Source organism: Gordonibacter sp. Marseille-P4307, from assembly GCF_900604965.1.
Classification (GTDB): Bacteria; Actinomycetota; Coriobacteriia; order Coriobacteriales; family Eggerthellaceae; genus Berryella.
Window position 1 is genome coordinate 1,449,508 of the sequence record NZ_UWPD01000001.1, and the last position, 13,211, is coordinate 1,462,718.

A 13,211-nucleotide genomic window follows, 5' to 3' on the forward strand; every position below is an offset into this window, starting at 1 on the left:
ACCGCGAAAGGAACCGCATGGATGCCATCAAGGTGTCCGGGCTCTGCTTCGGCTACACGACGCAGCCCGTTCTCAAAGACCTGAGCTTTACCGTTGGCGAGGGCACGTTTTGCTGCCTTACCGGAGAAAACGGCTCGGGTAAATCGACGCTCATGAAACTTGTTCTGGGAGAGCTCAAGCCCGATTCGGGCACGGTGGAGCTTTTCGGGAAGAGTCCCAAAACCTACAGCGACCTTACCTGGATCGGGTACGTCCCCCAAGCAAACGTCCTGGGAGCCGTCGCCTTCCCCACCACCTGCAGAGAAATCGTAGTGCAGGGACTGTACCGTCAGTTCGGGTTCGTGCGCATACCGCGGGCGCGCCATTACGCCGCCGCGGACGCGGCGCTTGAGAGCATGGGGTTGTCCGCCTATGCGCGCACGCCCTTCAACCAGCTCTCGGGCGGATTGCAACAGCGCGTCATGATCTGCCGCGCCCTGGTGAACGATCCGAAGCTTTTAGTGCTCGACGAGCCCACCGCAGGTGTGGACAGCGAAAGCAAGCTGAAGTTCTTCGAGCTTCTGGCGAACATCAAAGAGCAGCGCGCCATCACCTGCCTCATCATCTCCCATGAGTTCCAGCTTGTGCGCGACCACGTTTCGCTGGACGCAAGCTATCAAATCGTAGACGGAAGGATGGTCGAGCATGCTTGAGTTCGAGTTCATGCGACGGACCCTTATGGCGGGAATCATGTTCGCCGTCGCCCTGCCCCTTATCGGCATCGTGATGATCAACCGCAAAACGTCTATGGTGAGCGACGCTCTTTCCCATGTTTCGCTTACCGGTGTCGGGTTGGGTCTCATCTTCGGTTTCAACCCCGTATGGGGAGCCGTAGCCAGCTGCATCGTCGCGGGCTTTTCCATCGAGGCGATTCGTTCCCGCCTGCCCCAGTTCGGCGACATGGCCGTCGCCATCATCATGAGCGCGGGTTTGGGCCTTGCGGTTATCCTGGCCGATCTGGCGCCCGGCGGAAACACTTTCGAGTCGTACCTGTTCGGGTCGATCTCATCGGTGACCGCGGAAGATCTTATCGGAACCACGGTGGCGACGCTGTTCACGATCGCCCTGAGCGTCGTTTTGTACGCCGGGCTTTCCGATATCGCCATCGATCGCACGCTCGCCCGCATCGCGGGCGTCGATGAACGCATAGTGGACGGCCTGTTCACCGCCCTTTCCGCCATCATGATCGGCCTTGCCTGCAAGGTGGTCGGCGCTTTGCTGGTGGTCTCTTTGGTTACGCTGCCGGTGGCCACGGCGCTTATCCTGTGCCGCAGCTACCGACAGACCTGCATCGCGTCGGTGGTGCTGGGGATCGTCTATACTATGTCGGGACTTGTGTTCTCGTACCAGTACGACGTTCGTCCCGGAGGATCGATCGTCATGGCCGCCATTGTCGGCATCCTGATCTTCCTGGCTGTCAAGCAGGTAAGAAAACGAGTGAAGCCATCTCGGAAAAACGAGATGCGAATGTGAGAAATACAGCCGCCGGAAAGGCCGTCGAGCACCCCGTCGATGGAGGTCCCATGATCGAAAGCGAACCGTACCTCGAAGTATCTTGCCTGAAGAAGCACTACGGCGAGGAGGGATCCCGCGTAGATGTGCTGAAGGGAATCGACTTAACCGTCGATCGCGGTGAGATATGCGTTTTACTGGGACCTTCGGGGTCGGGCAAGTCGACGTTTCTGAACATCATCGGGGGCCTTGAGCACGCCGACAGCGGTACCGTTCGGGTTGACGGCTGCGAGCTCACCGAAAGGAGCGATGCGCAACTGGGAGAGTACCGCCGCTCCCAGCTTGGTTTCGTCTTCCAGTTCTACAACCTTCTCGGCGATCTGACGGTTCGCGAGAACATCGAGGTCGGAGCGCATATCTCTGAAAACCCCCTGGATGTCGATGAGCTCATGGAGTCTCTGGGGTTATGGGAGCACCGTTTCAAGTTTCCCTCGCAGATATCGGGAGGCCAGCAACAGCGCTGCGCCATCGGCCGCGCTTTGGTGAAGAATCCGGGGTTGCTGCTATGCGATGAACCCACGGGGGCCCTTGACTATAAAACTTCAAAAGAGATCCTCTGCCTTATGGAGCGCGTCAACCGGCAATACGGATGCACCGTTGTCATCGTGACCCACAACGCCTCCATCAAGCATATGGCCCATCGCATCCTGCGCCTGCGGGACGGCAGGCTCGTATCTAACGAGAAAAACGCCTCCCCGATTGCCGCAAGCGAACTAAGCTGGTAAGAAGATGAGAACCCTATCTCCGCTGAACAGGCGGCTCCCCCGCGAATTCAGAAGGAATCCGGGAAAGTGGCTCGGAATCACGCTGCTGCTGACGCTGAGCATTTCGATGGTCTCTGGATTCCTTATGGCCAGTTCATCCATGTCCCGTATAGTGAGCGCCGTAGACAGCGACTATAACCTGGAAGACGGTCGCTTTACCTCGAATTTCGAACTGAACGACAACGTTATAGGAAGAATCGAGTCCCTCGGTGTCGCAGTGCATGACAATTTCAGCTATGACATCCCTCTGACCGTAGCCGATGGCGGAGCCGTCATGACGGCACGCGTGTACCTCAATCGGCAAGGATTCGATCTCCCGGCGTACTTCGAGGGCAAAGCTCCCGATGCTCCCAACGAGATTGCTTTTGATCGAGTATTCTGCCGAAACAACGGTCTGGCGGTAGGCGATGTCGTCACGGTGGGTGGAAACAGGTTCGTACTGTCGGGCATCATGTCGCTTTCCGACTACCAGGCTCTGTTCGAGAAGAACACCGACTTCGTATTCAATGCGCAAACCTTCACTGTGGCCCAGGTATCGGAATCCGGCTTCTCCACGTTTAAGCCCGATACCTGTACGTACACCTACTCGTTTACGGCCGACGACCGAACGTTGGACGATGGCGCTCGGGCGTCTCTCGAACGGGATATTCTCGATACGCTGCAAGACGAGAACGTCTCCCTTGCCGACTTTGTGGACAAAGACGCCAACAACGGCATCGGGTATGCCGAAGACGACCTGGAAGGCGACCGGGTCATGTGGGTGGTTATGCAGTACATACTCATAGCCATTCTCGCCTTCGTGTTTGCGGTTCTGACCTCATCCATCGTAGAAGAGGAGAGCGCCGTTATCGGGACGCTTATGGCCCTGGGATACCGAAAAAGCGAAATCATCAGACACTACCTGGCTCTTCCGCTTATCTCGGGAGCTGTCGGCGCGGTGGTGGGCAACACCTTGGGCTATGTCTTCCTCATCGAGAAGATGTCCGATCTGTATTACAACAGCTACAGCCTGCCCCCCTATCAAACAATCTGGGATTGGGGCGTGTTCGCGCAGTCCACCCTACTGCCCCTGTGCCTTTTGGCCGCGATCAACTTCGCCGGCCTTGCGCTCAAGCTGCGCTGCACGCCCCTGCAGTTCCTGCATCGGGAAACCAGCAGGCGCAATCGCGGCGGAGGACGCAAGCTGCCCGAAGCCCTTTCGTTTTCCATTCGCTTCAGACTTCGCATACTGGGTCGCAACGCATCTCATTTCGTCACGCTTTTTGCGGGGATCCTATTCGCATCACTGCTTCTTCTGTTCGGATTCTGCATGCTGCCCACCATCGACCGCTATGCCGACTCGCTGGCTGAAAACCTGGTATCGGAACACACGTACACGCTGAAAGCCCCTGTAGAACTGAGGGGAACCGCAGAGCAGCGCGAAGCACACGCGGCCGCTTTGAAGCTGGCCGATACCGTGGATATGTCGTCGTTCAAATTCGATGACACCGATCCGAACGATGCCGACCTGGGAGGACTCTCTTTGCAAGAGTTCTTCGATTTGACGCAGAAGGCATCCCATATCGACAAGGATGCCTATGCGGTGAACACCCGAGAAAACAGCGAGGAGGCCATAGCCCAGGCTGAAAAGTTCTCATCGGCGCGCCTCGAATTCAATCGAGGCGGCGGTGCAGGATGGGAAAGCGTCGTTCTCTACGGCATTCAAAGAGATTCGCACTATTACAACGGCCTGGAGTTTTCAAACGATACGGCAACCATAGGCTACGGGCTCGCTTCGAAGTTCAACCTTGACGTCGGGGATGTCGTCTCGCTGTACGATAAATACACGGATACAACCTACGATCTTGCTATCGGATCGGTTTGGGGAAGCGATGGAGACACGAACGTCTACCTTCCCCTCGAGACGATGAATAAGCTTTTGGGGAATGACGATCGTTACTTCACGGGATACTTCTCAGATACGGAGCTCGATATCGACAATCACTACATGGGCAGCGACATCACGCCCAGCCAGATGGATAAGATCGGCGCGCAGATGCGGGATTCCATGGGAGATATGGTGTACGTGATGGTGGGCGCGTCTCTAGCCATCTACATCGTGCTTATGTACCTGTTGACTAAAACCGTCATAGAACGTAACGCGCGCTCCATTTCCCATATGAAGGTATTCGGCTACACCGATCGCGAAATCAACGGGCTCTACGTGCGCACCATCACCGAGGCGGTAGCGATATCGCTGGTAGCGGCTGTGCCCATTGTGACAGAGCTTATAGTGCTGTTGATCAAGCTGGTGTTCATGCACTACAACGGCAACTTCGTGATCAGCCTACCCCTCGATCGGGTGGCCATCGAGTTGGCGTTGGGGGGCGCATGCTACGGTGCGGTTGCCTACCTGCATGTTCGCCGCATCAGGAAGGTTCCGCTTGCCTTGGCGATGAAAACCCAGGAGTAAGGCGGCTTTTCTAGCGAACGAAGCGCACGACCTCGTCAAGCGGACGGCGGCGCTGCTGTGGTTCGAAATGGCTTGCATCATGCCGCCCGAACTGCACGATGAGCGTCGGCGCGTACTCGCTTGGGTCCATAAGACCGCGACGTGCCAGCAGATCGGCAAGGGCGGCTACGTCGAAGCCCTCCACAGGCGTGGAATCGATACCCAGAAGCGCCGCGCTGGTCAGCAGGTTTCCCAGCACGATATAGGCTTGGCGAGACGTCCATTCCAGCAGCTTTCCTTCGTCGCCCTCCATGGAAAGGTCGTTGCGCTGAAAGGCGGCAAGGAAACTGCGACGCTGATCGAAAGCCTCTCCTTCTGCACCCTGGACGTCGCGCAGGGTGCGTTCGACGAATTCGGAATCGGCCGACGCCCCTTTGCGCGACAGGATCACCATCGTCCTATCGGCGTTTTTCTTCGCACCCCACGCAAGGTCGAGAAGTTCGCTTTTAACCGTCTCGTCCTCGATAACGAGGAACTTCCACGGTTCGAGCCCAAACGAGCTGGGAGAGCGACGTGCAACCTCCAACAATGTTGCGAAATCCTCGTCGGAGACGCGCCCGTTGGGGTCGTAGCGCTTGCAGGTGTAACGTGTGGCATACGTTTGGAATACAAGATCCCGAAGCTCTTCGTGGGTTAACTCGGCCATAGGACAACACCTTTCTGTATTGGGGGCGCAAACGGAGTTTTCCTCCGTTCCTGCGCCGTGCCCCGAACTTAGTCGTTTTCCGAGGGCGAGGCAAGCGCATTCAAAAAAATCCCCGTCTCGAAACGAGACGGGGATTTTCACGTTGCAAAACCGCGCCGAAGCTCTTTAGGCGGATTCGCGCAGGCGAAACGCGAGTGCGGCGCCCGAGATGGACAGCACAGCCAGTATCGCCATTACGGCAACGGAGCAATCATCCCCCGTAACGGGCATCGCAGTCTTAATGGGCATCGAAGGCATCACATGGATCGCCGCGTTTTCGGACTGGGAGGGAGCCGGAGCGGGTTTATCGGGCTCCACCTTCTGGAACTGGGCATACAGCTTCAAATCGGAGACGATATCTTTCACCTCGGCACCGGGTTCGTACGAAGTGCCGTTTCCATCGGGACTGGTGTTCCAGCCCGTCAGCTTCAGGTTCTCGGGCACCTTGCCCTTGATTGCCTCGGCATCCCACAACGTTGCGCTCTGCCCGGGCTTAAGGTAGCTTCCCTCCATCATCGAGTTCTTGTCGTCATCGAGGTTCAGGTTGTACCCGACGGTCAAAAGCTGCCGCAGATAACGGAACGCTACTCCCGGCTTCGCGGAAGACTCCAAGGTATCGGAAGAGCTGCTCATGAAATACTCTTCCTGACCGGCTTTCGGGTGGGAATACCGAGGGAAGGTGACGAGGGAATCGTCGTTGAAAATGGCGCCGCCTTCGGCAACGTAGTAACGTCCCGTACCCTGGGAGGGGTGGCTAGCCGTCAAGCCCGGCTCGATCGCAAGCGGCAAAACGAGTTCGATGCAGTTGCTCCCTTCGGAATAAAACACACCGGATTCGATGCTGTCGAGGTTTCCCTTTTTCGAAGTGGAGCTGCAGGATACAGCGGCCGTTTTTCCCACAAACACGCCATCGGCGATCTTGTCGATGCTGCCCGAATTGTAAAGACCGCGCTTGGCACCCTCGAACGTACCGCCGGTTATATCGCCCATCTTGCCAATCCACGCAGGAAGACTGGATTCATCGTTCTCGTTATACAAACCGTCGCTAGAAACGCCCTTGAATGTTCCGGACTTGATGTGGTTGATGGTTCCCAAATTGTATATACCGCACGACGCTCCCTCGACCGAAGCATTCGAGATGCTTCCGATTTCGGCGTTTCCGCAATTGCGGATACCGGTGTCGGTAATGCCCTTGAACGAGCCGCCGGTAATTTCGTTAACCTTCGCGACTCCCGAAGCGCCCACTAACAGCATGGCGTTGTAACCGGAAAACGTGCCGCCCGTTATCTTTTCCACCACCACGGGATCCGAGCTGTTGCGTGCGTACAAAACAAGTCCCGAAAAGTACGGAGCGCCGTTCGAACTCGCAGACACCTCCTTGGGTTCTGAATTCCCTTCGAACATACCTCCGGATATAAGCCCGACCGAGGCCCCGGATTCCATCTGAAGCCCTCCGAAGCGGGCCGCTTTGAACTGACCGCCCGAAACCTCGTCTATGCGGGCGTTGTACTCCAGCAAGAAAGCCGGTTGGGATTGGCGCGACTCAACGTTGTTCGCGAACGTGCCACCTCGCACCTGTTTGACGACGGTCCCCTTGCCACCAACAGAAAACCCGCCGTACAAAGCGCGGTACTGCCCGCCCGATATCTCGTCTACCGAAGCGCCCATGGTAACCTTGACGGCCCAATCGGGGGCACCGCTTATGACATCGGGGCAATCGATAGTCCCTCCGTAAAACGACGCCTTGGACTGGTTGCCCGCCACCTCCACCATTGCGGATATCGAGCTGTTCTCGAAAAAGATATGCGCTCCGTCCTTGAACGCGAACGACCCCTGAGTGACCTTGACGCCGACGTTTTTGATGTCGAGGGTATGGCTCGAATCCCCCGAACCCAAGGTAAGAGAGCCTCCATCCGTCACGTTAAGATAAGCGTGCTTCGGATGAAGGTTCTTCAGGGTTCCTCCCCCTTGCGCAGCCACCAGCGTCACGCTTTTTCTGAACGAAGCATCCGAAGCGCAACCCACTTCTCCGTTGACAACCAAGGTGTCCCCATCCTGTGCGGCATCCGCAGCGGCACCAAGGGTGGGATAGGCAACCCCCGTTCTCTGGATGGATACCGTTCCCTGCTGGGCATCGCCCGCCGTGCCCGGATCCGCCATCGCATTTGGAAGCCCGATGCCGAGCGCCAGCACGACGCCCATGAAAGCGGCCAGCTTTCCCTTCATAACACCCCTTTTTTCCGACTGTTACCCGGGTTGCGCTCGGTAGGTTGAATCCGTAGTTCATACCAACTTCACCTGGTAAAATTGATATTCGCGCATTGATTATACCCCCCCCCCGAAAAAGATCAAGGAGTTTTCAAGGAGCCGTGGGCTACCGAAGCCAGCACAGGCCGCATCGCTGGAAAGACCGGGGATTCTTTACCGTTCCTTGACGAACTCATGACGTCGCTTTTACCCGCGCTTTGCGCTTCCTTTTCATGCAGGCGGTTCAATTCTTCGCAGGGCGAAAACAGCCAAAAAGGGAACCGAGCGGAAAGGAATCGAATGAAACGAGTAGGAATAGCGAAGACGCTGATCGGCCTTGCGGCCGCATCCGCATTGGCGTTCGGTCTGGCAAGCTGCGGCACGTCGGATTCGGCTTCGGGGGTGTCCGGAACCGTCTCGACCAATGGATCCACCTCGATGGAGAAGGTGATCGGCTCTTTATCGGAAGCCTTCATGGCCGATAACCCCTCCGTGAAGATCACCTACGATGCAACCGGATCGGGTACGGGCATCGAATCCGTCTCGCAGGGAAGTTGTGACATCGGCCTGTCTTCGCGCGCGCTTAAAGACAAGGAGACGGGGCTTCGGCCCATCACGATCGCGCTCGACGGAATCGCCATCGTGGTGAACCAAAGCTGCGGCGTGAGAAGCCTCACCCTTCAGCAGGTAACCGACATATTCACCGGAAAGATCCGGAATTGGTCGGAAGTAGGTGGTAAAGATCTCGAGATAGCCTGCATCGGACGCGAGAGCGGATCGGGAACGCGCGATGGGTTCGAGTCCGTCACCAAAACCTCCGATCAGTGCGTTTTGACCCAAGAGCTCACCTCTACCGGCGCGGTGATGACCGCGGTTGCCAGCTCCCCCAACGCGATCGGATACGCCTCGCTCTCGTCGGTCGAAGGCCAGAAGGGCATCTATTCCCTGGACGTGGATGGCGTAGCCTGCAGCGAGAAGACCGTCCTCGACGGCACCTATCCCATCCAGCGGCCCTTGAACCTCATCGTACCCGAAGACTCGAAGCTCTCCGACGAGGCCCAGGCCTTCGTGGACTTCGCCATCAGCCCCGCAGCTGCCGACCTCATCAGAACAGCGGGAGCCGTCCCCCTTGCATAGGCGCGATGCTCATCGCCCCGATGCGGAAATGCCATCCGGGGGCGCGACCTTCGCGCCCCTATCCATCGATCGAAAGAACCTCGCGATGAAAAAGAAAAGCTCGTCTATCGAAGCGCTGTTTCACGGAGTATTCCTGCTCTCGGGCTTGCTGTCGGTATTTTTCGTACTGGGAATCACCGTCTACCTCGTTGTTTCGGGGACGCCCGCGATTGCGCGCATCGGTCTGTCCGAATTCCTTCTGGGGCAGACGTGGAATCCCGGCAGGGAGCAGTTCGGCATCCTGCCGTTCATCCTCACAAGTGTCTACGGAACCTTGGGGGCGCTTGCGTTGGGGTTTCCCTTGGGTATCATGACCGCGCTCTATTTGTCGAAATTCGCCCATAGAAAGGCAAGCCGCGTCATTCGATCGGCCGTCGAGCTTCTTGCGGGCATTCCGTCGGTGGTCTACGGATTGGTGGGAATGATCGCGCTGGTTCCCGCGATCCAGAATGCCTTTGGCCTCTCGTCGGGTGCAACCCTTCTTGCGGCCATCGTGGTGCTTGCCGTCATGATCCTTCCCTACATCGTCAGCGTTTCGACCACTGCGCTTGACGCGGTGCCCAAAGAATACGAAGAGGGCTCGTTCGCCCTGGGCGCAACCGATGCCGAAACCTACTTCGGGATTTCGGTCCATGCCGCGAGAAGCGGCATCGCGACATCGGTGGTTCAAGGCGTGGGACGCGCGTTGGGAGAGGCCATGGCCATCATCATGGTCGCGGGGAACGTGGCCAACATGCCCGCCCTCTTCGACCCGGTGAGGTTTCTCACCACCGCGATCGTAAGCGAGATGTCCTACGCCTCCTACGGAAGCCTCCACCGCGACGCGTTGTTCTCCATAGGGCTGGTGCTGTTTATCTTCATCGTCGCGGTCAACGTTGCGTTGAACCTCGTCGTTCGCAGGAAGTCCGCATGATGGAGGCGAGGGTACGCAGATTCAGGAGGATAAGATCCTCTTTGCTCAAACTGCTGGTCCGCCTGAGCGGTGCGACGGTATGCCTCGCCTTAGCGGCTCTCATCGGATACATCCTGGCAAACGGAGCGGCCGGCATCACCGCGGAGTTTCTCACCACGCAGACCAGCTACGTCCATGACACGATCGGAATCCTTCCCAACATACTCAACACGCTCTACATCGTGCTCGTCGCCATGGTGATCGCGATTCCCTTCGGAACCTGCGCGGCGGTCTACCTTAACGAGTACGCCTCCAACAAGCGGGTCGTGCGCGCCATCGGTTTTGCCGTCGAAACCCTTACCGGAATCCCCTCGGTCATCTTCGGTTTGGTTGGCATGCTGTTCTTTATCCAGATCATGGGGCTTCAAGCGGGCATCCTTGCCGGCGGTCTCACCTTGGTGGTCATGGTTTTGCCCACCATCATCAGCAACACGCTTGAGAGCCTGAAAACGGTGCCCGACGCCTACCGCGAGGGATCGCTTGCCTTGGGTGGCGGAAAATGGCACATGATTCGCACCGTGGTGCTGCCCAACGCCATCGACGGCATCGCAACCGGATGCATTCTGGCCATCGGCAGGATCGTGGGAGAATCGGCCGCTTTGCTCTACACCGCAGGGTTCGGGCTGATACTGAACAGCTTCATGACCGCGCTGTCGTCGTCAAGCGCGACGCTCACGGTGGCGCTCTACGTCTATGCAACCGAGCGAGGCGAGCTGTCCGTCGCCTTCTCGCTTGCAACGATTCTCTTGATTCTCACGCTGCTCCTGAATATCGCCGCAACGCTTTGCGCGCGAAAACTCGGTACGAAAGAAGGCTGATATGGATGCGTTCCAGATAAACGGATTGAACCTGTGGTACGGCGGAAACCAGCATGCGCTCAAAGACGTGTGCATCGACGTGCCCGCACACGAGGTGACCGCCCTCATCGGGCCGAGCGGATGCGGCAAGTCCACCTTCTTAAGGACGCTCAACCGCATGCAGGATCTGATCGAGGGTGTGCGCATCGAAGGAGAGATCCTGTTCAGAGGTGAAAACATATACGCGCCCAAAACCGATGTGAACGAACTGCGCAAGCGCGTGGGCATGGTGTTCCAGAAAGCGAACCCCTTCCCCATGAGCATCTACGACAACATCGCATACGGACCGCGCATCCACGGGGTGCGCGCGCGGCGGGATCTTGACGACATCGTGGAGAGATCGCTGAGGGCCGCCGCGCTGTGGGACGAGGTGAAGGATCGGCTGAGCAAAAACGCACTCGGGCTTTCCGGAGGGCAGCAGCAGCGCCTGTGCATCGCCCGCGCCTTGGCGGTCGAACCCGAGGTGCTGCTGCTTGACGAATCGACCAGCGCGCTGGACCCCATTTCCACCGAGCAGATAGAAAACCTGGTCGGAACCCTGAAAGCCCGCTATACCGTGGTTATGGTAACCCACAACATGCAGCAGGCCGTCAGGGTGTCCGACAACGCCGCCTTCTTCCTTCTGGGCGAGCTGGTCGAATTCGATCGGACTGACGCGCTGTTCAACCACCCGAAAGACCAGCGCACCCTCGACTACGTTTCGGGACGCTTCGGTTGATCTAACGTGCGGACCCCGCGGCGGGATCCGGATTTTCGGCAGGCGCCGAGGGAGAGCCCTCTACAGCCTTGCCGGAATCGGAGGCTTCGGGTACCTCGGGTGCCGCAGGGTTCCCGACGCGGTCGGCCGCCTCGGGAACCGATGCCTCCTTCTCGATGATCTGATCGTCGGTCATGCCGGCAGAGCCGCCCGCGTTAGCGGAGTCCTCCACCTTCACGCCCGGATAGCGACTGCTGGGATCTTTGAAGACGATCTCGGTTTTTCCGTTGCTGTAGTACAGAACCCAGCACTTGGCCTCTTTCACGATGCGCACGACGGTCTTGACCTCGTCATCGGCTCGGTCATCGCCCGAGTTTCCGTGTTCCCCCTGATTCCCGTTGTCCGATCCGCTCGCGTTTCCCACTTCGGCATCGCTGCCCCATCCGTTCTTGCCCTTGGGCCGGGACTCGGGATGCAGCACGAGGTACTTCAGCGTGGCCACCACCTGACGGGCCGTATAGCCGTGGAAGTAACCGGGATCCTCGGAAAGCCAGATGATGGTGTCGATCGAAACGTAATGGTAATGGTCGTGATGGGGGATGATGAAGCGCTGGCGCTCGTGGTCGAACCCGGTGGTGTGGGTGACGTTTCCGTAGGTGATGTACTCAAGCGGGACGATCAGCTTTGCCTCCACCTCGTCATAGGTGAAGCGCTCGTCCTCTTTGATCGAGCCGGAGCCCCTGTTCTCATCGTACTCGACGATCTTGATATCGGGGTACAGCTCGCTCGGATCGGTATGCGTTACCTCTTCGGTGCCATCCGCGCGGTGGATGTGCCAATGGTCATCGTGATGCTCGATCTTCACCACGCGCTTGGGATCGTTGGGATCCTGCTTGATAGGCTTTACCGGCTTGGCCGGTTTGGTTCCGGCGTTGCCGCCCGCATGATTGCCCTTGTACTCCCCTATCTTGATGTGCGGAAATGCCGAGGAGGGGTTGTCGTACGTGATGAATTCGCGGTTGTCTGCGGTGTAGGCATGGTAGTGGTCGCCGTGCTTCAGGATCTTCACGATGGGCTGCTTTGCCAAATCGGCAAGGGAAACCACCTGGACGAAGGGAAGCTGGGGGCCGCCCGGCACGGGCGCCGGCTCCACATGCGGGATTCCGGGAACCGCGCTTGATCCCCCGCTGCCTGCACTGCCGCCCGGGCCGTAACCCGCTCGGTGCCACGAGCCGCCCGACGCGCCTCCGTGGCCGCCGTGACTGCCGGTATACGTGCCGATCGAGATGCCGGGGTACAGCGCGCTGGGATCTTCGTACGTGATGAACTCGCGCCCGTCCGCGGTGTAGATGTGGTAGTGGTCGCCGTGCTTCAGGATGCGCACGACCCCGTTGCTGGCGATGGACTTCAGCTGGCTGACGGATACGACGTTTGCGGTCGATCCCAGGTTAGCGGCACTGCCCGCCTTGCTGGGATCGGTGTAGGTGATGATCTCCCGGCCGTCTTTGGTGAACACGTGCCAATGATCTCCGTGCTTGACGATCTTGACGATTTCGTCAGAAGACACCTCAGCATCGAGCAGAACCTCGGTGGTCTCGTCCGTCTTGTACGTCGGGGCAGAATGCGCACCGGGCGCCTCGTCCCCGGCTGAGGCCGCCAGCACCTGCTGGGCGCTGCGGGATGCCTCGTCGCCCGTAAGCGCGCCGGTAGCCGCGAGAGCGCCCGTGGTCACCGAGACCGTCAGAATTGCAACGGCTCCGAGGGCCGCCTTCGTTCTCTTCATAGAAAGCT

At 58.4% G+C, this 13,211-nt stretch carries 11 protein-coding genes; 8 read left to right on the forward strand and 3 right to left on the reverse strand.

Annotation, left to right across the window (positions count from 1 at the left end; genetic code table 11):
- The first annotated feature begins 17 nt into the window (after nt 1–17).
- Genes EIH26_RS06630 through EIH26_RS06645 form a run of 4 tightly spaced genes read left to right on the forward strand, consistent with a single transcriptional unit; the run spans nt 18 to nt 4,767 of the window.
- The gene (locus EIH26_RS06630) at nt 18–692 is read left to right on the forward strand and encodes a metal ABC transporter ATP-binding protein (RefSeq protein ID WP_124061426.1); all 675 of its coding nucleotides are present in this window, start codon (nt 18–20) and stop codon (nt 690–692) included.
- The gene (locus EIH26_RS06635) at nt 685–1,512 is read left to right on the forward strand and encodes a metal ABC transporter permease (RefSeq protein WP_124061427.1); all 828 of its coding nucleotides are present in this window, start codon (nt 685–687) and stop codon (nt 1,510–1,512) included. The genes EIH26_RS06630 and EIH26_RS06635 overlap by 8 nt, the downstream gene beginning before the upstream one ends.
- A gap of 50 nt (nt 1,513–1,562) precedes the next feature.
- Nucleotides 1,563–2,276: an ABC transporter ATP-binding protein gene (locus EIH26_RS06640; RefSeq protein WP_370453769.1), complete on the forward strand. Its 714-nt coding sequence runs from the start codon at nt 1,563–1,565 to the stop codon at nt 2,274–2,276.
- Nucleotides 2,277–2,280: 4 nt separating this feature from the next.
- A complete protein-coding gene (locus tag EIH26_RS06645; protein WP_124061428.1) occupies nt 2,281–4,767 on the forward strand; it encodes an ABC transporter permease in 2,487 nt (828 codons plus the stop codon).
- Between the two features lie 10 nt (nt 4,768–4,777).
- On the opposite strand, the gene EIH26_RS06650 is transcribed toward EIH26_RS06645, so the two are convergent.
- Together EIH26_RS06650 and EIH26_RS06655 are read right to left on the reverse strand one after the other, a co-directional pair.
- Complete coding sequence (locus tag EIH26_RS06650; protein WP_124061429.1) at nt 4,778–5,452, reverse strand: NAD(P)H-dependent oxidoreductase; 675 nt, start codon at nt 5,450–5,452, stop codon at nt 4,778–4,780.
- Between the two features lie 165 nt (nt 5,453–5,617).
- Nucleotides 5,618–7,717, reverse strand: coding sequence for a hypothetical protein (locus tag EIH26_RS06655; RefSeq protein WP_124061430.1), 2,100 nt, complete (start codon nt 7,715–7,717; stop codon nt 5,618–5,620).
- 321 nt (nt 7,718–8,038) lie between these two features.
- On the opposite strand from EIH26_RS06655, the gene EIH26_RS06660 reads away from it, so the two are divergent.
- From EIH26_RS06660 to pstB, 4 genes are all read left to right on the forward strand, one after another.
- Nucleotides 8,039–8,875 carry a phosphate ABC transporter substrate-binding protein gene (locus EIH26_RS06660; RefSeq protein WP_124061431.1) on the forward strand — a complete coding sequence of 279 codons (837 nt, stop codon included), beginning with the start codon at nt 8,039–8,041 and terminating at the stop codon, nt 8,873–8,875.
- A gap of 85 nt (nt 8,876–8,960) precedes the next feature.
- Nucleotides 8,961–9,827, forward strand: a complete 867-nt coding sequence (gene pstC / locus EIH26_RS06665; RefSeq protein ID WP_124061432.1) for a phosphate ABC transporter permease subunit PstC — start codon at nt 8,961–8,963, stop codon at nt 9,825–9,827.
- Between the two features lie 41 nt (nt 9,828–9,868).
- Nucleotides 9,869–10,684 (forward strand): phosphate ABC transporter permease PstA, encoded by an 816-nt coding sequence (gene pstA / locus EIH26_RS06670; RefSeq protein ID WP_241152798.1) that lies wholly within the window; start codon nt 9,869–9,871, stop codon nt 10,682–10,684.
- Nucleotide 10,685: 1 nt separating this feature from the next.
- Entirely contained in the window at nt 10,686–11,441 is a 756-nt protein-coding gene (pstB, locus tag EIH26_RS06675) for a phosphate ABC transporter ATP-binding protein PstB (RefSeq protein ID WP_124061433.1), read from the forward strand.
- A gap of 1 nt (nt 11,442) precedes the next feature.
- Here pstB and EIH26_RS06680 read toward each other — a convergent pair whose 3' ends face one another.
- Nucleotides 11,443–13,203 carry a hypothetical protein gene (locus EIH26_RS06680; RefSeq protein WP_124061434.1) on the reverse strand — a complete coding sequence of 587 codons (1,761 nt, stop codon included), beginning with the start codon at nt 13,201–13,203 and terminating at the stop codon, nt 11,443–11,445.
- Between the last annotated feature and the right edge of the window lie 8 nt (nt 13,204–13,211).